This window comes from Nitrospirota bacterium, assembly GCA_026387665.1.
Lineage (GTDB): Bacteria > Nitrospirota > Nitrospiria > Nitrospirales > Nitrospiraceae > Palsa-1315.
On the sequence record JAPLLG010000007.1, the window covers coordinates 551619 to 573634 of the forward strand.

At 58.3% G+C, this 22016-nt stretch carries 23 protein-coding genes and 1 pseudogene; 6 read left to right on the top strand and 18 right to left on the bottom strand.

Going from position 1 to position 22016, the window contains the following annotated elements:
- Positions 1-2: 2 nt before the first annotated feature.
- Both NT179_06975 and NT179_06980 read right to left on the bottom strand, forming a co-directional pair.
- Positions 3-1331 carry a glycerate kinase gene (locus NT179_06975; GenBank protein ID MCX5721760.1) on the bottom strand — a complete coding sequence of 443 codons (1329 nt, stop codon included), beginning with the start codon at positions 1329-1331 and terminating at the stop codon, positions 3-5.
- A gap of 161 nt (positions 1332-1492) precedes the next feature.
- Positions 1493-2560, bottom strand: coding sequence for a lytic transglycosylase domain-containing protein (locus NT179_06980; protein ID MCX5721761.1), 1068 nt, complete (start codon positions 2558-2560; stop codon positions 1493-1495).
- A 121-nt stretch (positions 2561-2681) separates the two neighbouring features.
- On the opposite strand from NT179_06980, the gene NT179_06985 reads away from it, so the two are divergent.
- On the top strand, positions 2682-3392 hold the full coding sequence (locus NT179_06985; GenBank protein MCX5721762.1) for a uracil-DNA glycosylase: 711 nt from the start codon (positions 2682-2684) through the stop codon (positions 3390-3392).
- Positions 3393-3547: 155 nt separating this feature from the next.
- Here NT179_06985 and fsa read toward each other — a convergent pair whose 3' ends face one another.
- Positions 3548-4195 (bottom strand): fructose-6-phosphate aldolase, encoded by a 648-nt coding sequence (gene fsa, locus NT179_06990; protein ID MCX5721763.1) that lies wholly within the window; start codon positions 4193-4195, stop codon positions 3548-3550.
- Between the two features lie 197 nt (positions 4196-4392).
- On the opposite strand from fsa, the gene NT179_06995 reads away from it, so the two are divergent.
- Positions 4393-4704 carry a hypothetical protein gene (locus NT179_06995; GenBank protein ID MCX5721764.1) on the top strand — a complete coding sequence of 104 codons (312 nt, stop codon included), beginning with the start codon at positions 4393-4395 and terminating at the stop codon, positions 4702-4704.
- On the opposite strand, the gene NT179_07000 is transcribed toward NT179_06995, so the two are convergent.
- From NT179_07000 to NT179_07040, 9 genes are all read right to left on the bottom strand, one after another.
- The gene (locus tag NT179_07000) at positions 4701-4952 is read right to left on the bottom strand and encodes a hypothetical protein (protein ID MCX5721765.1); all 252 of its coding nucleotides are present in this window, start codon (positions 4950-4952) and stop codon (positions 4701-4703) included. The genes NT179_06995 and NT179_07000 overlap by 4 nt on opposite strands.
- A gap of 684 nt (positions 4953-5636) precedes the next feature.
- Positions 5637-6440, bottom strand: coding sequence for a 4-hydroxy-tetrahydrodipicolinate reductase (gene dapB, locus NT179_07005; GenBank protein ID MCX5721766.1), 804 nt, complete (start codon positions 6438-6440; stop codon positions 5637-5639).
- A 30-nt stretch (positions 6441-6470) separates the two neighbouring features.
- Positions 6471-7343 carry a 4-hydroxy-tetrahydrodipicolinate synthase gene (gene dapA, locus NT179_07010; GenBank protein MCX5721767.1) on the bottom strand — a complete coding sequence of 291 codons (873 nt, stop codon included), beginning with the start codon at positions 7341-7343 and terminating at the stop codon, positions 6471-6473.
- Positions 7344-7382: 39 nt separating this feature from the next.
- Positions 7383-8645 carry a diaminopimelate decarboxylase gene (lysA, locus tag NT179_07015; protein MCX5721768.1) on the bottom strand — a complete coding sequence of 421 codons (1263 nt, stop codon included), beginning with the start codon at positions 8643-8645 and terminating at the stop codon, positions 7383-7385.
- 66 nt (positions 8646-8711) lie between these two features.
- Positions 8712-8975, bottom strand: coding sequence for a hypothetical protein (locus NT179_07020; GenBank protein MCX5721769.1), 264 nt, complete (start codon positions 8973-8975; stop codon positions 8712-8714).
- Positions 8972-10384: an argininosuccinate lyase gene (gene argH, locus NT179_07025; GenBank protein MCX5721770.1), complete on the bottom strand. Its 1413-nt coding sequence runs from the start codon at positions 10382-10384 to the stop codon at positions 8972-8974. The genes NT179_07020 and argH overlap by 4 nt, the downstream gene beginning before the upstream one ends.
- Positions 10384-11595: an argininosuccinate synthase gene (locus NT179_07030; protein ID MCX5721771.1), complete on the bottom strand. Its 1212-nt coding sequence runs from the start codon at positions 11593-11595 to the stop codon at positions 10384-10386. The genes argH and NT179_07030 overlap by 1 nt, the downstream gene beginning before the upstream one ends.
- The gene (argF, locus tag NT179_07035; GenBank protein ID MCX5721772.1) at positions 11592-12563 is read right to left on the bottom strand and encodes an ornithine carbamoyltransferase; all 972 of its coding nucleotides are present in this window, start codon (positions 12561-12563) and stop codon (positions 11592-11594) included. Before argF ends, NT179_07030 begins: the two co-directional genes overlap by 4 nt.
- 29 nt (positions 12564-12592) lie before the next feature.
- Positions 12593-13789, bottom strand: coding sequence for an acetylornithine transaminase (locus tag NT179_07040; GenBank protein ID MCX5721773.1), 1197 nt, complete (start codon positions 13787-13789; stop codon positions 12593-12595).
- Positions 13790-13933: 144 nt separating this feature from the next.
- On the opposite strand from NT179_07040, the gene NT179_07045 reads away from it, so the two are divergent.
- Positions 13934-14578, top strand: a complete 645-nt coding sequence (locus NT179_07045) for a DUF2628 domain-containing protein (protein MCX5721774.1) — start codon at positions 13934-13936, stop codon at positions 14576-14578.
- Positions 14579-14665: 87 nt separating this feature from the next.
- Here NT179_07045 and NT179_07050 read toward each other — a convergent pair whose 3' ends face one another.
- Entirely contained in the window at positions 14666-15490 is an 825-nt protein-coding gene (locus tag NT179_07050; protein ID MCX5721775.1) for a hypothetical protein, read from the bottom strand.
- 142 nt (positions 15491-15632) lie between these two features.
- Here NT179_07050 and NT179_07055 point away from each other — a divergent pair, with 142 nt between their 5' ends.
- Positions 15633-16238, top strand: coding sequence for a 2,3-bisphosphoglycerate-dependent phosphoglycerate mutase (locus NT179_07055; GenBank protein ID MCX5721776.1), 606 nt, complete (start codon positions 15633-15635; stop codon positions 16236-16238).
- A 22-nt stretch (positions 16239-16260) separates the two neighbouring features.
- On the opposite strand, the gene NT179_07060 is transcribed toward NT179_07055, so the two are convergent.
- Positions 16261-16755, bottom strand: a complete 495-nt coding sequence (locus tag NT179_07060) for a hypothetical protein (GenBank protein MCX5721777.1) — start codon at positions 16753-16755, stop codon at positions 16261-16263.
- A gap of 104 nt (positions 16756-16859) precedes the next feature.
- Between NT179_07060 and NT179_07065 the strand changes: the two genes are divergently transcribed.
- Positions 16860-17426 carry a hypothetical protein gene (locus tag NT179_07065; protein MCX5721778.1) on the top strand — a complete coding sequence of 189 codons (567 nt, stop codon included), beginning with the start codon at positions 16860-16862 and terminating at the stop codon, positions 17424-17426.
- Between the two features lie 38 nt (positions 17427-17464).
- Here NT179_07065 and NT179_07070 read toward each other — a convergent pair whose 3' ends face one another.
- The 3 genes from NT179_07070 to NT179_07080 form a co-directional block, all read right to left on the bottom strand.
- Positions 17465-18487, bottom strand: a complete 1023-nt coding sequence (locus NT179_07070) for an ATP-grasp domain-containing protein (GenBank protein MCX5721779.1) — start codon at positions 18485-18487, stop codon at positions 17465-17467.
- Positions 18484-19545 carry a putative zinc-binding metallopeptidase gene (locus NT179_07075; protein MCX5721780.1) on the bottom strand — a complete coding sequence of 354 codons (1062 nt, stop codon included), beginning with the start codon at positions 19543-19545 and terminating at the stop codon, positions 18484-18486. Before NT179_07075 ends, NT179_07070 begins: the two co-directional genes overlap by 4 nt.
- Positions 19546-19911: 366 nt before the next feature.
- The gene (locus NT179_07080; protein ID MCX5721781.1) at positions 19912-20415 is read right to left on the bottom strand and encodes a hypothetical protein; all 504 of its coding nucleotides are present in this window, start codon (positions 20413-20415) and stop codon (positions 19912-19914) included.
- 56 nt (positions 20416-20471) lie between these two features.
- Here NT179_07080 and ttcA point away from each other — a divergent pair.
- Positions 20472-21290: pseudogene (gene ttcA / locus NT179_07085) on the top strand (tRNA 2-thiocytidine(32) synthetase TtcA).
- Positions 21291-21368: 78 nt separating this feature from the next.
- Here ttcA and msrA read toward each other — a convergent pair.
- A complete protein-coding gene (gene msrA / locus NT179_07090) occupies positions 21369-21932 on the bottom strand; it encodes a peptide-methionine (S)-S-oxide reductase MsrA (GenBank protein ID MCX5721782.1) in 564 nt (187 codons plus the stop codon).
- Between the last annotated feature and the right edge of the window lie 84 nt (positions 21933-22016).

Here is a 22016-nt window from a genome sequence, read left to right on the forward strand (position 1 = left end):
ACCTACCGCACGAGGAGGAGGTAAAGGTCATTCACATTCGTGCCGGTGGGACCAGTAACGATGAGCTGCTGAAGCTTCTTCAAGGCCGGATAGGTATTGTGTCGCTTCAGGGCTCCTACGAGATTTATCTGAAGCCGCTGCGCGCGGGCCACCGTGTTGCCATCGACCACGGCTCCAGCCGCATCGGTTGGACCATCAGTCCCATCGGTGCCGATCGCTACGACCCACACCTTGGCCAGACCGGCTATTTCCAGCGCGGCGGCGGTCGCGAATTCCTGTGCCCGCCCGCCTCTGCCCTTTCCCGTCACGGTCACGGTGGTTTCACCACCCGCGACGAGGCAGCAAGATTTCTGCAACGGTCTGCCTTTGCGCAACAGAGTCTTCGCCATGGCGCCGAACCGCTGCCCCGCTTCACGAGCCTCTCCGGTTATGGCTTCATGCACAATGGTCCGAAAACCAGCCTCCCTGGCTGCGCGGGCGACAGCCCTGACCGCAACTCCGTTATTCCCGACAAGATGATGGTGGACTCGACGGAACAGGGGGGAGCCTGGCTTCGGGGTTTCACTCACAAGGCCCCGGCAGCCCCGGTCGAGATGCTGCCGCACTCGCTGCGGAACCGTCATCCAGATACGATAGCGCTTCAAAATCGCAATCGCGTCGCGATACGTCGTGGGGTCTGGAACCGTCGGCCCCGATGCGATGGTGCTGAGATCGTCACCCAACACATCGGAGAGGATCAGCGTCACCACGGTGGCCTCTGTCGACTCGGCGAGACGTCCACCTTTAATGCGCGAGAGGTGTTTGCGAACGGTGTTAATGTCACGGATGGTCGCGCCGCAGCGCAGAAGTTTTTCCGTAGTCCGGTGCTTGTCGGCTAACGTCACCCCTGCGACAGGGGCAGGCAAGAGACTGGAGGCGCCGCCGGACAGGAGCACGATCAAGAGATCGCGCCGCCCGAGTGCTGCCACCATCGCACAGAGCTTGACTGCCGCACGTTGGCCGGACCGGTCTGGAACCGGGTGGCCTGCTTCCGCCACGAGGATCCGTTTCATGGGCAGGCCATGACCCTGTTTCACGACAACAAACCCGCTGTGCAACCAATGGCCCAGCCGCTGCTCTACCGCACGGGCCATCGAAGCCGTGGCCTTTCCGGATCCGACCACGACCACCCGTTCATAGTTGCTCAGATCGTACCGGCGACGGCCGATGGTGAGAACCGCTCCGTCCCGGGAAATAGCGCGGCCGACCGCCTCATGGGCGTCGACCGCGTCCAGTCCTCGACTGAGTATTTTTTTTAGCAGTGGCTTGATAGGAGAGGAAGGAATCTGCATCGCGTTTGTCATGGACTAGCGGGACACGACTTCACAAGATGCTCAAAAAGTTTGTCCAGCAAGGCCGCAGCGAGTGAAGGCCCGAGGCGTACCCTTGGGGTACGTTGAGGGCCTGAACGATGCGAGAACGATGCTGGCGAACTTTTTCAGCATCTTGCGTGCTAGGGAGTCTTCTCCTGCTTAAAGCACCGAGTCGGACAGCTTTGCCGCGGAACTCGCATCTGATAGACCCCGCGAGGGAGCGCATCCTTTTTAAACTCAGGATTCAACATCTTGAGTTCCAGGAAGTAGGTCCCGAACTCCTCGGCAATGGAGGTGAGGGCTCGCTGGGAATCTTTCACGTTAATGGTAACCGTTTCGGTTTCCATCGGCATGTAGAGGTCCTTCTTGCTGAGCCCCAAGTACTTCTCCGGCTGCGAGTAGATTTCCTTGGCGGCAATGATGCGCGGAACATAGCGCATCGTTTCCCGCGGCCCATGCATCTTCCAATAATCGGTAATGTTCTGTTCCTTCAAGAGCCGACGCACTCGCTCTTCGCCGGCATTGTACGAGGCCATGGCCATGAACCAATCGTTTTTCTCAAAGTCCTTGAGGTAACGCAAATACTTGACTGCCGCTTCCGTCGACATTTCCAAATTGCGACGCTCGTCGCGAACCTCGTCGCTCTTGAGGCGATAGCGCTTCCCGGTAGAGGGAATGAACTGCCAGGGGCCCGAGGCTTTCGCCTTTGAATAGGCGGCGGCCACGCACTTGCTCTCCACCAGCAACATGTACTTGAGATCGTCCGGCAACCCGGCCTCGGCCAGCTGTTTTTCGGCTGGAGGGAAACAACGCCCGGTGCGCTTGGCCAGAATGATGCTTTCGCCCTGATCTTCCAAGAACTGATAGAACTCGTACTCAATACGCTCACGCACCTGCCAATTATCGAGCGGGACCGGCTTGCCGGCAAAGGTCAATTTATCAGGCAGCTTGAACGAACTGAGGAAGTAGCGGTCGCCTTCTCGCTTAATTTCAGGAAGGATGACAAGGCGCCCCTCTGACTCGTTTGGGTTATCAAGGGGGTCGATCAAAACCAGATCGCGATCAAGCTCACCATTCACTCCAGCATGCGGCGTACTGTCCTTCACCACAGGCTGTTCAGCCTGCGGTTGGGCTCCCGTCGGGACCGGAAGCGTGACGGCCATCCACAACCCACTGAGCACTAGTGCGCGCCGAACCCACGTCGTCATGCCAATCCTATCTCCTGTATATATCGAAAGAACGATCCAACATTACGTCCTCATGCTATCAGCACGGCGAAAGCCCGGCAAGCAGGATCGACTTTCATATTCATGCTAGACTGCACCGACTATGCGCGCCCTTACTCTCCTCAACGATCGCATCGCCGGCTGCACCGTCTGCCCTCGGCTCGTCGCCTACCGGAAAACGGTCGCGGCAGAAAAGCGAAAGCAGTTTGAAGACTGGACCTATTGGGGAAAACCGGTCCCAGGATTCGGAGACCCCCAGGCCCGCCTCTACGTGCTCGGACTTGCGCCGGCCGCCCATGGCGGCAATCGAACCGGACGGATGTTTACCGGCGATCGCAGCGGAGATTGGCTGTATGATGCCTTGCATCGATTCGGCTTCGCCAATCAAGCCGCCTCGCACCACCGGGACGATGGGCTGAAGCTGTCGGATTGCTACATCGGCGCGACGGTCCGCTGTGCACCGCCGGATAATAAGCCGGCTCCGGAAGAGTTCACGGCCTGCCGCCCCTATCTGCGGGAGGAACTGCGGCTGTTACGGAACACCCGGGTGGTGGTGGCGCTGGGCAAGATTGCCTTCGACCACTATCTGAGGGCTTGTCGCGATGAGGGGCTGTCGCTCCCCTCACCGCTCCCGAAATTTTCCCATGGAGTCGTCAAGGTGCTTCCCTGGGGCATCACATTAATCGGCTCGTACCATCCGAGCCAGCAAAACACCTTCACCGGACTCTTGACCCGCCCGATGTTTCATCACATCTTCGCGACGGCCCGCCAGCGACTCACCGAATCAACAGGCACACGAACCAGCAAGTCCTAGTCTACGTTCTCAGTTGCGCACGGCAGGCTGCTCAAAATGGCCGTCCAGCAAGGCCGCAGCCGACGAGCGCACCGGAGGCGTAGCCTTGGGCTACGTTGAGGATGCGTTCGAGGCGAGAACGATGCTGGCGGACTTTTTCAGCATCCTGCCATACCCTACTTCTTGGTCTGTGCTTCCCAATCCGCCAAAAACTTCTTGAGGCCGCTGTCGGTCAATGGATGCTTCACCATCTGCTGAAAGATCGAGAAGGGCATCGTACAAATGTGCCCCCCGATCAGCGCCGCCTCGACCACATGCTGAGGATGGCGCACACTGGCAACCAATACCTGGGTTTTATAATCGTAATTGCGGTAGATGGTCAGAATCTGGCGGATCAGCTCCATCCCGTTCGAGCTGATGTCGTCGAGCCGGCCGATGAAGGGGGACACGCACCAGGCGCCGGCTTTCGCCGCCAGGAGGGCTTGCGTTGGAGAGAAGCAGAGCGTGACATTCACTTTGATCCCCTCGGCGGCCATGCGCTTGGTAGCCTTCAACCCCTCCGCAATCAAGGGCACCTTCACGACGATATTCTTATGGATCTTCGCGAGCTCCATCCCTTCCTTCACCATGGCATCGGCCTCGAGGCTGACGACTTCTGCACTAATCGGCCCATCTACGATGCTGCAAATCTCAATCAACATTTCCTTGAAGCTGCGCCCTTCCTTTGCCACGAGCGACGGGTTCGTGGTCACTCCGTCGAGCAGTCCCAGGCTGGCCGCTTCCTGAATTTCTTTCACGTTGGCGGTATCAAGAAAAAATTTCATGAGTTTATCCTTTCATGCGAGATGAGAAGTTCGTGTATGCATTTGATGGCGGTCATTCTATGAAGAACTCAAACGATGCGCAACGGTCGGCCGGATCGCCAGGTTTGACAGGTCTCTGCCTGGCAGTTAAGATTCGTGTGTGACCGGCCTGTTGATTGACTATCTATCGACCGACGCTTACGACGAGGAGACCTGCTATGAAACGATCTGCCTGGCTGCTGTCCTTCTGTCTGCTCCTCGCTGCCTGCGGCGGCAGTAACCCCTATCTTGAACAGTCGCTCAAACCGGCTGAGCTGCAAGGCAAAGATAAAGCCTGGTTTGAAAAGAACTGGGGAACACCAAGCGGCAAAGCCCCGAGATTTTTCGGCGGCGAAACCTGGACTTATTACCGTATCGCCGGCGGCAAATCCAGCCTGCCTCTCTTTAATTTCTCGCCCAATGAGTGCCAGATCACGCTCAAGTTTGACAAGGAAGAAAAACTCTCAGACTACAATTACTCTGGCTGTTAACCGGCGAGCTGCTCCTGAAACTTGTGCGCGCAGGATCGGCTGCAGAAGTAATATATCTGCCCCCCGATATCTTCCGTCACTGCTACGCCCCTTGGCACAAAAACCCGGCAGACCGGATCCTGCACCATCTGATCCTTGCCTGGGGAGAGCTGTTCTGGCTGGCCCTGGCCCTTGAATTCCCGCAGGGCTCTCCGAAGAAGGAAATACAGCACTGCAAGTAGCCCAAGAATAAAGATAATTCTATACATAGTGGCACCCTTTCATGATGCCACATCCTATGGGACAGTTCCTCCTCTGTCAAGAACTCCATAAGCCATTTCATCCGACAATTAACTGCCTTCTATCCGCTATTTCCGCCCAAATGGCCTATATGGCCCTGTGCGCGGGAGGGCCCACTCCCCAATAAGACCTAGTACTTCAGATGTATATGCCTCTAGCCTGCAACGTGTTAGAGTGTTGCTATGATGACTTGTGATAAATGCCGCGGGGCAATGTTACCGGAACGGGCAGTGGATCTGAACGCAGGGCTTGCGATCACAGTGTTTGCATGTTTGAACTGTGGCCGTCGGAAGTCAGCGGGTCAAGAACCTCGGCCTATTACCGCTCGACATTAATCCGCGCGACAACAGAACCGAGCCCCCTCACGTACGGCGAGCAGAGGGCAGTTGACGCTATCTTCCATAGCGAGTTGCCCAATGATTGAATCGACTCCCGACTGGGAGTTGATGTTCGTCTCATCTACGGTGATGACCACACGGAGACTGGCCGTTTCCTCACCTTCGCAACCAGCGAGGGAATGAGAGGATTTGCCGTGTATCCATGCGATATTCCTTCGTCCGCACGCTGGCACGCGCGTAGCGGCCATCCTCCGCAACGCGCCATCCCGCCACTCAGGCTCTCAGTCTGTCTAGGAAGTGAACACGGGGGGAAAACTAGCGAAGACTCAGCACATCCATCATGTCGTATAGGCCAGGAGGCTGCTGAACCACCCACCTGGCAGCTCGCAAGGCGCCCCCCGCGAAGGTATCACGGCTGCTCGCTCGATGCGTGACCTCAATGCGCTCGCCCATCCCGCCAAAGAGAATCGTATGGTCGCCGACGATGTCGCCGGCACGAATCGTTTGAATCCCGATCTCGCCTTTTTTCCGTTCCCCGATGAGACCTTTTCTGGCATAGACGCCGACCTGGTCCAAATCGCGATTCACGGCTTCCGCCAAGACCTCCGCAATCTTGAGCGCCGTCCCGCTCGGCGCATCTTTCTTGAGCCGATGATGGGCTTCGATCACCTCGATGTCGTATTCGTCCCCCAAGGTTTTCGCCATCTCGCTGATGACCTTGTAGATCAGATTGACGCCCACGCTCATATTGGGAGACATCACGCAGGGTACTTGGCTGACAAGCGACTTCACCTCTTCGAGCTGGGCAGGAGAAAACCCCGTCGTGCCGATCACCATCGCCCGCCGATGTTGCGCCGCCACGCGCAGGTGATTCAAGGTCGCTTCAGGAGAGGAAAAATCGACGACGACTTCGCCGCGAGCAAGCAACGCCGCGAGATCGTCGGTAATCGGAACGCCCGCGCGCCCGCAGCCAGCCGTCTCCCCGGCATCGGCGCCCAACGCGCCATGGCCCTTCCCTTCGATCGCACCGGCCAGAGTCAGGACGGTCGAGTCTTTGATCAGCGCCACCAGCCGACAGCCCATCCGACCGGCAGCCCCTGCAACAATCACATTGGTCATAGCATCATCACCTGTACCGGAGGATCCCGGCTAAATAAGGCCTGCGTCCTTTAAGACCCGCGTCAGCTGGTCCTTCGCGTCCGTCGCCATCTCACAGAGCGGCAGCCGCAACTCCGGATCAATCTTCCCCATCATGCCCAACGCCGTTTTCACCGGAATCGGATTGGTCTCGTAAAAGAGCGCGGTGAAAAGCGGCGACAGGGCGAAATGAATCCGCCGCGCCTCTTCAACCTGTCCGCTCAAGAAGGCCTTGACCAATTGCGCCATCTGAAGCGGAACGATGTTTGACGTCACACTGATGACGCCCTTGCCTCCGACCGCCATCATAGGCAGGGTCAGGGCATCGTCGCCGGCCAACACGGTCATCCGGTCGCCGCACATATTCGCGATCTCAGAGGCCTGCTGGACCGATCCGCTCCCCTCCTTGATCCCGACAATGCTCGATAACCCGCAGAGCCTTGCCACAGTGGACGGCAACATGTTCACGCCGGTTCGACCGGGAATGTTATACAACACCTGGGGCAAGTCCACGGATTCCGCAATCAACTTGTAATGGCGATACAGCCCTTCCTGGGTCGGCTTGTTGTAGTAGGGCGTGATGATCAAGGCCCCGTCGGCCCCTGCCTCTTTGGCATGCTTCGTAAGGGATACCGCTTCCGCCGTGCTGTTGGAACCGGTCCCGGCAATCACGGGGACGCGGCGATTGACCACCTCGACGGTCAATTCGACCACCCGATGATGTTCCTGGTGCGAGAGGGTGGCGGATTCGCCGGTGGTGCCGCAAGGCACGATCCCGTTCGTCCCGTTGGCAATTTGCCATTCGATGAGGTCGCCAAAGGCCCGTTCGTCAACCTTGCCGTTCCTGAACGGGGTCACGATGGCGATCAATGCACCTGTAAACATGCTGGCTCCTTCACAAAGACGCGTCTGCCGCGCCGCTCATCAGTCGAGAAATGCCGGAATCGTTTCGCCTTTGACCAAATCCTCGTAGGTCTCCCTGGTCTTGATGACGTGGATCTCTCCGTCTTTGATCAAGACTTCCGGCACCCGTGGCCGCGAATTATAGTTAGAGGCCATCACGAAGCCATAGGCGCCGGCGCTCATCACCGCCAGCATATCGCCAGGATTGACCTCCGGGAGCAACCTGTCTTTTGCCAGAAAATCGCCCGACTCGCAGACCGGGCCGACGACGTCCACATTATGCTTGGGCCGTTTCATGACCTCTTCCGACAGTGGGCGAATCTCGTGATAGGCCCCGTAGAGGCTCGGCCTGATCAGATCGTTCATCGCCGCATCGACGATGATAAACCGTTTCGCTTCGCCGTCCTTCCGATACAGCACCTTCGTCACGAGAATGCCGGCGTTACCGACGATGACGCGGCCCGGCTCCATGATGAGCGTGACATTCAAATCCTTCAGCAAGGGCGACACGGCATCCGCGAGGTCCTGCGGCAGCGGCGGCGTTTCGTCCGAATAGGTAATGCCGAGCCCGCCGCCGATATTGACGTACCGGATATTGATGCCCTGTTGTTTCAAGGCTGCGACCAATGTCACCACCTTCTTCACGGCCTCGACGAAGGGAGTGACTTCGGTCAGTTGCGACCCGATATGTTTATGCACTCCGACGACATCGATGTTGGCGAGTGACGCGGCCAGCGTGAACTCTTCGAGCGCCCGGTCGGCGGCGATCCCGAACTTGCTCTTCTTGAGGCCGGTCGAAATGTAGGGATGCGTTTTCGGATCGATATCGGGATTGATGCGCAGGGCGACCCGCGCCTTGACCCCGACGGACTTCGCCACTTCATTGATCGCCTGCAGCTCAGCCGGAGATTCGACGTTGAACATGAGGATATCGGCCCTCAAGGCCTCGCGAATCTCCCCATGGTTCTTGCCGACCCCTGCGAACACGATCTTCGAGGGAGGTACGCCGGCCTTGAGCGCACGAAACAATTCTCCGCCAGACACAATATCCACTCCGCTCCCCTCCTTCGCCATGAGGCGGAGAATTGCGATATTGGAGTTGGACTTCATGGCAAAGGCAATCACGTGAGGCAAGCTCTTGAAGGCCCCATCGTAGGCCCGGAAATGGCGCACGAGGGTTGAGTAACTATAGATGTAACAGGGCGTGCCGACTTCTTTCGCAATCCGGCTGACCGGTACCTGTTCGCAATACAATTCGCCCTGTCGATACTCGAAATTGTTCATCCTGAAAATCCTTATTGAAAAATTCGAGGCCGGTGAGCGAGGAGCCCTCCGACGGCGCCATCGCGACTAACGAGTTCCCACCGGTCGTAACGGGGGAAGCTCCACATCCTGTCCCTCTAGCAGCAATAATTGATCCAACGGCATATCAGGGAACTCGGCTTTCCGTTGCTTTAACAGCTCCAGCTTCTCCAGCCTCTTTTGTTCCTTAATGGTCAAATTCACACCGACATTTTCCGGAGGAACCGGCGGCCCCACGGCCCCGCAAGCCACCAAGAGTCCCATCATCAATACAGCCACGATGGATGTCGCGCTTGGCCTCCGTATCCTCACGAGAGCCTCCGTTCCAGTTCTTTGATGCGCTGCTCGACTCGCGCCCTGGCCGTCCCGCCTATTTGGGACTTCTGGTCGATCGCGGCCATGACCGTCAACCGAGCGAACAGGCCCTTTTCAATACGCGAAGAAAATTCCCGCAACTCCTGGAGCGAGAAGTCCGTAAGTTCACGGCCTTGGTCCAAGGCGGCCCGCACCACACGGCCGGTGATCGCGTGGGCCTCACGAAACGGCACCCCTCGGCCCACAAGATAGTCCGCCACCTCCGTCGCCAACATCCCGCCACCCTGCACCGCCTGCTTGAGGACCTCCCGATTCACGGTGAGGCGGCGCATCAATTCCGTCAAAACCTCCACCGAGGCCGTGACAGTGTCGAGGGCATCGAACAAGGCAGGCTTATCCTCTTGAAGATCCCGATTATAACTCAAGGGCAAGGCCTTGAGAGTCGTCAACAGATTCACCAAATGGCCATAGACACGGCCCGTCTTGCCCCGCACCAGTTCCGGCACATCGGGATTCTTCTTCTGCGGCATCATGCTACTGCCGGTACAGAAGGCATCGGGAAGATCGACGAACCGGAATTCCTGAGACGACCAGAGAATCAATTCTTCGCTAAGCCGTGACAAATGCATCATCGTGATCGAAAGCACCGAAGCCACCTCGATCATGAAATCGCGATCGGACACGGCATCGAGACTGTTTTGCGTGACGGAGGGAAAGCCCAACAGCTTGGCCGTGAACAGACGATCGACCGGATAGTTCGTCCCCGCCAGCGCGCCGGACCCCAGCGGCATGACATTCAATCGCGCCACGGCATCGCGCACCCGCCCCTTGTCCCGTTCGATCATTTCCACATAGGCCAGGAGATGATGGGCAAACAAGACCGGCTGCGCCCGCTGCAGATGCGTATAGCCAGGCATCGCCACAGTGCGGTTCGCCTTCCCTTTCGCCACCAGGACCCGTTGGAAATTTTCCAGATGCGCCGTGAGTCGGCCGAGCTGATCCCGCAAGTACAGCCGAATATCCAGCGCCACCTGGTCGTTCCGGCTCCGGCCCGTATGGACCTTGCCGCCAAGCGGCCCGATCAACTCCGTCAACCGGCGCTCAATCGCCAGGTGAATGTCTTCGTCTTGTTGCGTGAAACGAAAACGGCCCCGATCCAGCTCTCGCTTCACCGATTCCAGCCCCTTCACGATCGCCTTGGTTTCAGCGGCGGTCAATACGCGCGCCTTCCCCAAGGTCTGGCAATGGGCGATGCTCCCCTGAATGTCATAGGCATAGAGCCGGCGATCGACCGCCACCGAGACGGTGAAGGCCTCCACCAACCGATTCGTCTTTTGCGTGAACCGCCCGCCCCAAGCCTTTTCGCCTTTCGACGCGGCGGGACTGCGGCCCTTTGCTCGTGCCATTAGGTCGTGGCCTTCTTTCGTTGGGCTCGGATCTTCAACCGCAACGCGTTCAACCGGATGAACCCCTCTGCATCTTTCTGATTATAGACCTGGTCTTCTTCAAACGTGGCGATGTCGAGTCGATAGAGCGAATTCTTCGACTTACGTCCGGCCAACGTGCAGCTCCCCTTATAGAGCTTCACCCGCGCCGTGCCAGTCACGTCCTGCTGTGCCGCATCGATGGCCGTCTGGAGCATCTCCCGTTCCGGACTGAACCAGTAGCCGTTGTAAATCAAATCGGCGAAACGCGGAATCAAACTGTCCCTGAAGTGCAGTACCTCGCGATCCATCGTCAAGGACTCGATCCCGCGATGCGCCACATGCAGGATCGTCCCGCCCGGCGTTTCATAGACCCCGCGAGACTTCATGCCGACATAGCGATTTTCGACGAGATCGACGCGGCCGATGCCATGGGCGCCACCCAGCTTATTGAGATGGGCCAGCAACGTGGCAGGGCTCATTCTCTTTCCATCGACCGACACAGGATTGCCGGCCTCGTAGCCGATCTCGACTTCGAGCGGCTTGTTCGGCGCCTTCTCCGGCGACACGGTCATTTGGAAAATCTCGTCCGGCGGCGACTTCCAGGGATCTTCCAGGATGCCGCCTTCATAGCTGACATGGAACAAATTCAGATCCATGCTGTAGGGCTTGGCCTTCGTCACCGTGACGGGAATACCGTGCCGATCGGCATACTCGATCAATTCGCGCCGCGATCCCATCGTCCATTCACGCCACGGTGCGATGATCTTGAGATTCGGCGCCAATGCCGTGTAGGTCAGCTCGAACCGGACCTGGTCGTTGCCCTTTCCCGTCGCGCCATGCGACACCGCCTCGGCACCTTCCTGGATCGCGATCTCGGCTTGCCGCCGCGCAATGAGGGGCCGCGCAATCGAGGTCCCGAGCAAATAGCAACCTTCGTACATGGCGTTGCCACGCAGCATCGGGAAGACATAGTCCTTCACGAAGGTCTCGCGCAGGTCCTCGACGTAGACTTTCTTGACGCCAAGATTTTTCGCCTTGGCCTTGATCGCTTGCAAATCCTCGCCCTGCCCCAGGTCGGCGCAAAACGCGATGACCTCGCAATCATGGGTCTCTTGCAGCCACTTCAAAATCACAGAGGTATCGAGCCCGCCGGAATAGGCCAACACGACTTTCTTCTTGCCACGACTCATCGTTTGGTTCGACTCCTCTTGCCTAATAGGTTCGTTAAAATGGCCTTCTGCATGTGCAACCGGTTTTCCGCCTGGTCGATGATCACGGACTGAGGACCGTCCAGCACCTCGGCGCTGATTTCCTCTCCCCGGTGGGCGGGCAAACAATGCATGACGATCGCATCCGGCTTGGCGCGCTGCAACAGGCGGCTGTTCACTTGATAGGGCGCCAGGACCTTCAACCGCCGCGCCTGCTCCCGCTCGCGGCCCATGCTGATCCAGACGTCCGTGTAGATGACATCCGCATCCTTCGCCGCGATGTGGGGATCCTGGCTGATTTCAATCAAGGCGCCGGTTTTTTCGGCTTCCACTCTGGCCCGGTCCACAATATGCTGCTCCGGCTGATACCCGGCCGGACAACCAAGGGCGATCACCATCCCCATCTTCGCCGCCGCCTCGATCAGGGAATTCGCCACATTGTTGCCGTCGCCGATATAGGCGATCTTGATCCCCTTCAACCGGCCCTTCTTCTCGCGAATGGTCAACAGATCGGACAGGGCCTGGCAGGGATGGCTCAGGTCGGTCAGTCCATTGATGACCGGCATCGTCGCTTCCCGCGCCCATTCCTCCACAATCACATGGTCGTAGGTGCGGATCACGATCGCGTCGAGATAGCAGGACAGCACACGCGCCGTATCGGGAACACTTTCTCCGCGCGAGAGCTGTATCTCGCCCATGGGCAACACCAGCGCATGGCCGCCCAACTGGTTCATGCCAGCTTCGAAGGAGACTCTCGTCCTCGTCGAAGGTTTCTGGAAGAGGAGCCCCAGCGTCTTGCCGGACAGCAGAGGATGGGGAATCCCGCGTCGTTGCTTCTCTTTCAGCAGGACTGCGGACGCGAGCAGACGCTCCACCTCCGCCCTGCTGATGGTGGCGATATCCAGAAGATCTTTTTTGCCGGCCGGCACTTGTACCGCTCGTTTCGTCATACCGTCTTGTCCAATCGGCGGGGAGCGCCTTAGGCTGCCTGCTTGCTGAAAATCTGTCCGAGCGTTTCGAGCAGTCGATCGATATCCGGCTGGCTGATAATCAACGGGGGCACGAACCGCAGCACATGCTCGCCGGTCCCATTGATCAAAATGCCGCGAGCCAAACATTCGCTCACGACGACTTTCCCCTCCATGGCGAGCTCCATCCCCTGCAAGAGCCCGAGGCCCCGCACCTCGCGCACGACCCGGTGCCGTTCCTTACAGTCGACTAATCCCTTGGCGAAATACTCACCCATCCGGCGCGCCTGGTCGAGCACCTGACCTTCCAGCAACACACGGCAGACTGCCAACCCCGCGGCGCAGGCCAACGGATTGCCGCCGAATGTCGAAGCATGGCTGCCGGGGGAGAAGGCCTGGGCCACGGAATCGGTCGCGAGACAGGCGCCGATCGGCATGCCTCCGCCCAGCCCCTTCGCCAGGGTCATGATGTCAGGCTGGACCCCTAGCTGCTCATAGGCGAACAGGGTCCCAGTCCGTCCCATCCCGGTCTGCACTTCATCGAAGATCAAGAGCACGTCTCGTTTCGTGCAGAGGTCCCGCACCTGCCTCAAATACTCGCGGTCCGCGACGTGGACGCCCCCCTCACCCTGGATCGGCTCAAGCATAATGGCCGCGGTCTTGTCGGTCACCGCCTCGGTCAGCTCTTCCAGACTATTGAAGGCAACGTAACGGAAGCCCGGAAGCAACGGCTCGTAGCCCTTTTGGATCTTATCCTGGCCGGTGGCCGTCAAGGTCGCCATCGTCCGACCATGAAACGAGTTCTTCATCGTGACGATCTCGAAGCGCCCGGCTCCATACTTGTCATGCGAATAACGGCGGGCCAGCTTGATCGCCGCTTCATTCGCCTCTGCCCCGCTGTTGCAGAAGAACACCTTGTCGGCGAACGAGTGGTCGACCAGCACCTGCGCCAGCTTCACTTGCGGTTCTGTGTAATAGAGATTCGAGGTGTGGATCAGCTGCGCGGCTTGGCGCTGGATGGCCTGGACTAAGTCCGGATGGCCATGTCCCAGGATGTTCACCGCAATCCCGCCGACGAAATCGAGGTACTCGCGCCCCTCAAAATCATAGACCTTCGTCCCCCGTCCTCGCGCAATCGCGAGTGGTTGACGCGTATAGGTCTGCATCAAATACCGTGCGGCGTCTTGCTTCAGTTCTTCTGTCGGCATGACAGACGTATCCCCTTGTAAAGTAAGGGAAGGTAGCATAGGTCTAACGATGGAAGCAACTTGAAATGGGGGGCCGAAGACGGGGCACAGGGCCGCGCTGCTTCTTTACCCAGATGACGCCTCCACTGTGATAGTCTCTGGCGGATGAAACCCTGCACGCAATGCCAACAGCAAAATCAAGAAGATTCCAAATTCTGCTACCAATGCGGGAACTCGCTGGCCACCGCGCCTGAGGCTCCAATCGTCGCAACCGCCGCCGCCACACCCAGCGATGAAGCCATCTGGCGCCAATTCATCGGCCCCCACGCCGATCGCTACATGGAACATTTCAAGAAGTTTGGCCTAGGCGATGAGCCAAAGTTCGCGCTGACGTGGAATTGGCCGGCTTTTCTCTACATTTCCTTCCTCTGGTTTCTCTATCGGAAGATGTACGTCTATGCGCTGGTCTATGCCCTCGGCCCCATGCTTTCGACCTACCTGACCGGCGACTTCACCGTAGGTCTTGTCTGGAGCATCATGGCCGGAGCCACCGCGAACTATCTGTACTATTGGCATTGCCGCGAGCAGATCGGCGAAATCAAGAAGAGCGCCTGGACCGATCCAGTGAAACAGGACGAGGCCTTGAAGGAGGCTGGGGGCGTCCAGCCCTACGTCATCTGGGTCGGAGTCGCCATGTACATCTTCTTTGCGCTGACGATGATCAAGCTACTGCAGGATGGTCTACCGGACGGAGATCAGATGCCGTCCAAACCGGCCAAGCCAGCAGCGACGAGCACGACGAGTACCTAAGCGAGGAGGACCTGAGTCGTACCCTTGGGGTACGTTGAAGGTCTGAACGATGCGAAAACGACGCAGGCAGCTGTTCTCACCAGCCTGCTACCGGCTCCGCTGCCATCCGATCCAAGCCTGAAACCACCCGAAATCCTGTTCGTAGGCGGCGCCGCCCGCGTCAGAAGATTCCTGCTTCTGCTCCAGCTGCGTATAGGTGCGCGGCCAGTTCTTCTGCCACCAGGACTTCAATTCATCCGGCGCATAGGCCTGACCGTTCGGCTGAAGGATGGCCGCCGCCGCACAGACCGGCGCAATCAGCTGCCAGTAGCGATCTTTGCCGAGGCCGAGGCTGCGAAAATGCTCGCGCAGCAGGAACACCACCCAGAGTTCGGCACTATGTTTCTTATTATGTTTGAAGGGCTGAGTCTGCCGGAGGGGAACCGGATCGAATTGCTTGATGACCGAAGTATAGTCCGGACCTCCATAGCTCCCTGCCACCTCGGCAATGCCTTCCAACATCTTCCCCAACTCGACCTCTGCGACCGGAGAAGAGGCCCCTCCCCCTCCGAGGGCTGACTCTGCCAGAGGGTTCGGCGTGGTCAATAATTCGATGAGAGGCTTGAGCTCTCGAAGGCGCGCGGTGGCCGCCTTAAGAATCTGCTCCGATTCCAGCCAATAGTCGGGATCGTTCTTGGTGAGCCGCTCTCGTCCCGGCGGCGGAAGCACCGTCGGCACCCAGTAACGCATGAGCACAAAGAGGATATAGTCGGCCTGCCCGCCGGCCTGCGCGATCCGATCAAAGACACGGCCCGCTCTCATGCCTGTAAAGAAATCGCGGGCCCGGTCGGCGACCTGTAACCGCTCACCGATTCCGTTCCACCACACTTCCAGTGCGGACCAGTTCATATCGGGAGGTGGCGAGGCGGTCATACGGGCAGTCTATCCTTTATGGGGAAAATCAGGCGGAATGGTACTGCCAGCGCCAGGCGAAAGCAACCGCTTGACTTGATCGGCTGTTCCAGTATGCTTGCGACCTGCCGCGAAATCTCTTCCGGCGCAAGAGGAATAGACCATGGCTCGATTAGTGCTGCTGCGTCACGGCGAATCACAATGGAATCTGGAAAACCGCTTCACGGGATGGGTCGATGTGCCCTTGACGCCGAAAGGAATCCAGGAAGCCAAGAATGCGGGAGAGAAACTCCGGGGCTTCACCTTCGATCGCGCCTTCACCTCCGTGCTCGAACGGGCGAACGAAACGCTCCGACTGGCGCTGGACGTAATCGGTCAACCGAAGATCCCCATCGAGCGGGACAAGGCCCTCAACGAACGGATGTATGGCGACTTACAGGGACTGAACAAAGCCGAGACGGCGAAAAAATATGGTGAGGCGCAAGTGAAAATCTGGCGCCGGAGTTACGACGTGCCTCCGCCGGGTGGGGAAAGTCTGAAAGATACAGCGGAGCGTGTGCTGCCCTATTATGAGCAGACCATCAAACCCTACCTCTTGAAGGGGGAAACGATCCTCATCGCGGCGCACGGCAACAGCTTGCGGGCCCTGATCATGGAACTGGAGCAGCTCTCACGGGAACAAGTGCTGGAGTTGAATATCCCGACCGGTGCGCCGCTGCTCTATGAGCTGGATGGAACAGGGAAGGTCGTCGATCACCGCTATCTCTGACAGGCTTCGGCACACAGCAAGATTACCCGACGTCTTGCAATAACTGCCCGTAGGTATCAACCGGCACGAAATCGATTAAAAATGTCAGGAGATTCCGCCGCTCCTCCTCTTTCACTAATTGGCGCTCCTCCATCAAATCAGCCGCGTCCGCACTGATCGCCAGCGGACTCATTCCTTCTTCCACCAGACGGCTGTACCGACGACGGCGCTCCTGCCATTCGTTGAGGTATGGAGTCCAAGCCATCGACCCGACGGGAAGGGTCATGCCCCAGCCTGCCTCCATCGTATCCAGGATGAACTCCGACAGCAGGGCCTGATACTTCTGCGGAATATGCGCCTCGATCGAGGCGAAGATCCAAAACAGGTTCAGCGACAGCACTTCGCTCGTAATCGCCTGGGCCTGCTCCGTCGTCGCCGCGATCCCATATTCCTCCAGCTGCTGAACCGACACACCGGTTGGCATCGCGGCGATCAGCGCAACCGCTGCTTGTTTCGGCGTCATGGCATGAGCGGACATAAACCCATCCTTCCCTCGTTCAAGAACCGAGAGAATACGCTACTCGCACCGGCAGCCTCAAGCGACTTGTCTGCGCCGCGCCCCCCATGCTAGAGTCCGCCACTATGATTCAATATATCGCCAACTCATTCTCTCGATGGGCCTGTGCCGCAGCCCTGGCGACGATCGTCGCCGCGAGCACCGTATCTGCCACTCCCGCCCTCGCCGACGAACAACGCTGGGGATTCGGAAGCGACCTGGGACTCACCTCGGGAACCGTCAACGGCACGGTCTTCACCATGGCGCTCAGCGCCGACTACTATCTCGATCGAAACTTTTCCATCGGACCGATGATGCAGCTCAGCCCGGTCGGCGATCTCTTTCAAGTCTCCTTCGCCGGGGTCACTCGCTATCACTTTCGCTTGAAGAATGGCATCAACCTGGTGCCCTTCACGGGAATCGGCTTGATCCACGCGGATCTCGACCGGGGAACCGGCGCGGGCCGCATCGACCGCAACGACACGAGTTGGTATATCCCCCTCGGCCTCTCAGTCGAATATCAGACCGCCCACAACCTCGCGCTCTCCTCAACCCTGATCGTCAATCTCCACGATATCAACCTCGCCCCGTCGCTCCAGGAAAAGGACAGCACAAGCGTCGCCCTGCTGTTCGGCTTCCGCTTCAACCCATAGCATTGATGAAGGATTCGATACGGTGAGGTGAAGCGGCGCTACGCCGCTTTAGCCGGCTGCCAGCGAAGACCGATGTTGATCAATTCCTGCAACAGATCTTTATAGCTATAGCCGGCCTTCTGCGCCGAATCCGCGAAATCTTCGTCATGCGCGATTTGCGGATTGGGATTGGCCTCCAACACGAAGACATTCCCCTGCCCGTCCATCCGCACGTCGATCCGCGCATAGCCGCTCAGGCCGAGTGAACGATAGACACGCTTTGCGAGATGTTGAATCTCCTCGGCCTTCCCCTTCGGAAGGTTCTTGGCTTCGCCGGAATCGATCCCATACTTGTCTTGATAGGTCCGGCTCCATTTGACTCGCTCAGTCGCAATCCGCCTGGCATCATCCGGGAGCTTATCCAGGATTAACTCCCAGACCGGCAAAACCTCCGCATGGCCGTTGCCCATCACCCCGACATAGAGTTCGCGCCCCTCGATGTATTGCTCGATGAGTGCGCCAGTCCCGATGCTCGTGTGGATGAAGGCCACTCGCTCCTTGAGCTTCTCGTCGTCCTGGACAATGGAGGCCTGGGAAATTCCCAGCGACGCCTCTTCGGTCACTGACTTGACGATCAACGGGAACGACAGGCCCTTGGGGCGTTTCACAGCCCGCCCCTGCGGCACCACCATGAAATCCGGAAACGGAATACGATGGAACGAGAACAGCTTCTTGGAGAGGACCTTGTCCCGCGCCAGCATCAACCCCCGAGGACTGCACCCCGTATAGGGCACGTGAAGCAATTCCAGATACGAGACGACGTTCTGATCGTACACCGCCACTCCATCGAACTCTTCGAGCAGATTGAAGGCGATGTGCGGCTTCCACTCTTCAATGGCAGACCGAAGCACGCCAAGATCACTCCTGACCCCGATCGGTTTAACGTCATGGCCGAGCTTCCGTAGCGTGGAGACCACGTCGTATTCCGTCCTCCAAGCGGCGCGGGTTGCATCCTGCCCGCTGAGATGATCAGGAGGAACCAGATCTTCGTGCATGAGGACGAGGACACGCAGCCGTCTCATACCGCCACCTTATGCCGCCCGCTGCGTAAATAGTTCATCGTGTGAACCGTCAACAGAATCGTGAAGTCCAGCTTCGCCTGCTCCTCTGCCAGCGGGAGCCGCAAGTGAAGCTGGCGGCAGCGCTGAATCATGTCCTCCAGCACCTGGTCGATCGTATATTGATATTCTCCCGTCCAGGCCGACACTTTGCGGCGCACCTCTTTGCGGAAACGATTCAGGAAGGTGGCGGCGCTCATTTTGTCGGCATGGGCCGGCGAGTCGGAAAACAGCCGTTTCAAATCCGGATCGTAAAATGACCGGTGCTCGATGCCATAATGTTTGCGCTTTCGCTCGTAATGCTCGCGCAGGGTCTTCTTCAGCACGGGCAGCGGATCGATTTCCTCGCTCGTCACCACCTTGGGCGGGACGCCGGCCAGCCCCTGCATCAACCCGTTCACATACTGCAGCTTCCTCAGGACCGGCCAACCCTTGTAGCGATCGGCCCAGGTCGAATCGGGCGTGAGCCAGACCGCAAAAGTTTCGGCAAAGTCTTCATCCGGATGGCTTTGCGCATACCACACGTCGAGGTGGCGCACGAAGCTCCGGCTGTAGGGTCTGGGACTGTAATATTTCGGGTAGGGATCCGACGAGCGGCCGAATACTTGCTGCCGGCTGCGAAGACGGCGGAGACGATAGGCATTCTCAATGGCATGGCCTGCCTCATGCCGCAAGATACGCATGCACCATTCCGCGGTCCCTCCCTCGACTTCGAGCATCTGCCCCATTTCAAGTTTCGCGAGACGCGGATGGGCCAGATAAAAGGGAATGGCGATTCCCGGCACACCGTCCGGGGTAAACCATTCGTTCGACAACCAGAAGTGGGGACGAAAGGTGAGCTGCCTGGCCTCGAGTTCTGCGTAGAGTTGGGCGATCTGCTCGGACAGGAATCCCCCCTCAAGGGTGAGACCCAGGCGACAGATGGGAAGGGCCAGAATCTTCTCGTCAGACCACGAGACCCATTCCGGTTCCGGCTGGCCCCCCTCTGACTGGGCAGCTGTTTGTATCTGCGCTCGATGCATGGACACAATCCTCCGACCGGCACTCTGCAAGAATCCCTATAGAGAATATAGCAGGTGTTTCAGGATTGGCCTGACTCAGGAGGCCATCCAGTCGGTAGGCCTGCACGATGGAGAAAAATGTCCGATTGAGTTCAAGAATGAACCGGCCTAGCAAGCTACGAAAAAACTCGGTTGATCCGAAAATCCCGGCCAAAATATTCCGTACAGTACTGGGGCACAAATTACCTCAGGATGCTCAAAAAGACCGTCCAGCAAGGCCGCAGCAAGCGAAGAGGCGAGGCGTACGCTTCGGTACGTTGAGCCTCTGAGCGACGCGAGAACGCCGCTGGCGGACTTTTTCAGCATCCTACTAGGCAATATATTCCGTCAAACCGGACTACTGGAGGCGGGAAGGAGGGTCGGCGCCGTGGCCCAAATGCTATCCATCACGGACCAGACATAGGCGCGAGCCTGCTCGGGATCGGTCTTCCACTCCGGCATCACTTCGTGGAGATCCAGAATCGGCTCGTCCTGGCCGAGACAAACCTGATTGAAGAGCGGAACATCCAGCCCAAACTCCTCCCGAATAAAAATCTGGTGGTCGCGCCCCATCGCCATGACGAGGTCGGCAACTTCGAGCATCTCCCTGGTCAGTTGTCGTTGAACATGGGTGGTTGGATCAGCGCCCTTCGTGCGCAACCGGGACTGGACCCAATCATGCATCGCCTGAGGCTTAACGTCGATTCCAGCGGAACTGACGACGCAGGAGCTGTCCGCGCCAAGTCTGATCTTGAGCGCATATTCGGCGGTCACACTCCTGAAAATGTTCGCCGTACAGACGAACAGGACGGACTGCGGCTTCCCGCCCGAGCCTCTCTCATCCTGCTTCATAATGCCTCCGCTTGGTGATCGACAGTGGCGCGGCTGACCGAGTAAAATGCCGACCCATGTCACAGTCTACACGCTCCCCACGCGCGCTTCACAAACTCGACGTGGCCACCGAACAGTTGCAAACCAAACTGCTGCGCCTCGTCGGGGGAACCGTCGGCGAATATGGCCTGATCGAAGAGGGCGACAAAATCATGGTCTGCCTCTCAGGCGGAAAAGACAGTTACGTCCTGCTCGACTTACTGCTCGTCTTGCAACGGCATGCCAAGATTCATTTCGACCTGGTCGCGGTAAACCTGGACCAAAAACAGCCAGGCTTCCCGGCCCATGTGCTCCCCGACTATCTCGCAAAGATCGGCGTTCCCTTCCATATCGAGGAGCAAGACACCTATGCCATCGTCAAACGACTCATCCCTGAGGGAGAGAAAACTTGTTCCCTCTGCTCCCGACTCCGACGTGGCATTCTCTACCACGTCGCCACGAAATTGGGAGCAACCAAGATCGCGCTGGGCCACCACCGTGATGACATTGTCGAAACCCTGCTTCTGAACCTGTTCTACACCGGCAAGCTCAAGACGATGCCGCCGAAACTGCGCTCGAAAGACGGCAAGCATCTGGTCATTCGGCCGTTGGCCGCGGTGCGGGAGAGCGATCTCGCGCGCTATGCGAAGTTGCGCGCCTTTCCCATTATTCCCTGCAATCTCTGCGGCTCACAAGAGGACCTCAAGAGGAAAGAGGTCAAAGCATTTTTACGGGAATGGGAACAGCGGTCACCCAGCTGCACGGACAGCATGTTCGCCGCTCTGTCAAATGTGTCGCTGCCGTTTCTCCTGGACCAGAAGCTGTTCGACTTCAAAGCACTGCGCACATCAGACCAGACAGCGGGGCACGACGATGCCTGGCTGGACGAGTGAACCGGTTCGCCCAGCGCAGCAAGAGCTGAAAGTTGAGGCAGGCTACGATTTCAGTTTTGAGGTGAACTGTTTGCGAAACTTGATGACCTTGGGCAGGACGACTGCAGCACAGTACCCCTCGAAGGGATGCCGCACGAAATACTCTTGATGGTAAGGTTCAGCCTCGTACCAAATCCCGGCCGGCTCCACTTGCGTCACGATGGGGTTGGGATAGAGGCCCTCTTTGGTGATCGCCGCAATCATGTCCTCCGCCACCTGTTGCTGCTCCGGCGTATGGAAGAAAATGGCGGAGCGGTATTGTGTCCCGATATCATGCCCCTGCCGGTTCAGTGTCGTCGGGTCATGGATGACGAACAGGACCTCTAGCAACTCACGATAGCTGACGACAGCGGGATCGAAGGTGATACGCACCGCTTCTGCATGGCCGGTTCGTCCGCTGCAGACCGCTTCATAGGTCGGGGCATCCATCTGACCGCCGACATAGCCTGACTCGACCGACACCACACCCTGCATCTGGTCATAGACCGCTTCAAGACACCAGAAACACCCGCCCGCAACGGTGGCAATTTCGTATCGCGGAGCGGTTGGCAGCATAGCTTGTTCCATCCTATGGATCCTCGCTCATTGATTGAGAAGCTAAGGTATCAGAATCGTAGAATCTTGACGTCAGATCCTACGGAGGCCTTATAC

Coding starts and splice junctions, on each gene's coding strand:
- NT179_06975 (MCX5721760.1), bottom strand. CDS start 1,331: ATGCAGATTCCTTCCTCTCCTATCAAGCCACTGCTAAAAAAAATACTC.
- NT179_06980 (MCX5721761.1), bottom strand. CDS start 2,560: ATGACGACGTGGGTTCGGCGCGCACTAGTGCTCAGTGGGTTGTGGATG.
- NT179_06985 (MCX5721762.1), top strand. CDS start 2,682: ATGCGCGCCCTTACTCTCCTCAACGATCGCATCGCCGGCTGCACCGTC.
- fsa (MCX5721763.1), bottom strand. CDS start 4,195: ATGAAATTTTTTCTTGATACCGCCAACGTGAAAGAAATTCAGGAAGCG.
- NT179_06995 (MCX5721764.1), top strand. CDS start 4,393: ATGAAACGATCTGCCTGGCTGCTGTCCTTCTGTCTGCTCCTCGCTGCC.
- NT179_07000 (MCX5721765.1), bottom strand. CDS start 4,952: ATGTATAGAATTATCTTTATTCTTGGGCTACTTGCAGTGCTGTATTTC.
- dapB (MCX5721766.1), bottom strand. CDS start 6,440: ATGACCAATGTGATTGTTGCAGGGGCTGCCGGTCGGATGGGCTGTCGG.
- dapA (MCX5721767.1), bottom strand. CDS start 7,343: ATGTTTACAGGTGCATTGATCGCCATCGTGACCCCGTTCAGGAACGGC.
- lysA (MCX5721768.1), bottom strand. CDS start 8,645: ATGAACAATTTCGAGTATCGACAGGGCGAATTGTATTGCGAACAGGTA.
- argH (MCX5721770.1), bottom strand. CDS start 10,384: ATGGCACGAGCAAAGGGCCGCAGTCCCGCCGCGTCGAAAGGCGAAAAG.
- NT179_07030 (MCX5721771.1), bottom strand. CDS start 11,595: ATGAGTCGTGGCAAGAAGAAAGTCGTGTTGGCCTATTCCGGCGGGCTC.
- argF (MCX5721772.1), bottom strand. CDS start 12,563: ATGACGAAACGAGCGGTACAAGTGCCGGCCGGCAAAAAAGATCTTCTG.
- NT179_07040 (MCX5721773.1), bottom strand. CDS start 13,789: ATGCCGACAGAAGAACTGAAGCAAGACGCCGCACGGTATTTGATGCAG.
- NT179_07045 (MCX5721774.1), top strand. CDS start 13,934: ATGAAACCCTGCACGCAATGCCAACAGCAAAATCAAGAAGATTCCAAA.
- NT179_07050 (MCX5721775.1), bottom strand. CDS start 15,490: ATGACCGCCTCGCCACCTCCCGATATGAACTGGTCCGCACTGGAAGTG.
- NT179_07055 (MCX5721776.1), top strand. CDS start 15,633: ATGGCTCGATTAGTGCTGCTGCGTCACGGCGAATCACAATGGAATCTG.
- NT179_07060 (MCX5721777.1), bottom strand. CDS start 16,755: ATGTCCGCTCATGCCATGACGCCGAAACAAGCAGCGGTTGCGCTGATC.
- NT179_07065 (MCX5721778.1), top strand. CDS start 16,860: ATGATTCAATATATCGCCAACTCATTCTCTCGATGGGCCTGTGCCGCA.
- NT179_07070 (MCX5721779.1), bottom strand. CDS start 18,487: ATGAGACGGCTGCGTGTCCTCGTCCTCATGCACGAAGATCTGGTTCCT.
- NT179_07075 (MCX5721780.1), bottom strand. CDS start 19,545: ATGCATCGAGCGCAGATACAAACAGCTGCCCAGTCAGAGGGGGGCCAG.
- NT179_07080 (MCX5721781.1), bottom strand. CDS start 20,415: ATGAAGCAGGATGAGAGAGGCTCGGGCGGGAAGCCGCAGTCCGTCCTG.
- msrA (MCX5721782.1), bottom strand. CDS start 21,932: ATGGAACAAGCTATGCTGCCAACCGCTCCGCGATACGAAATTGCCACC.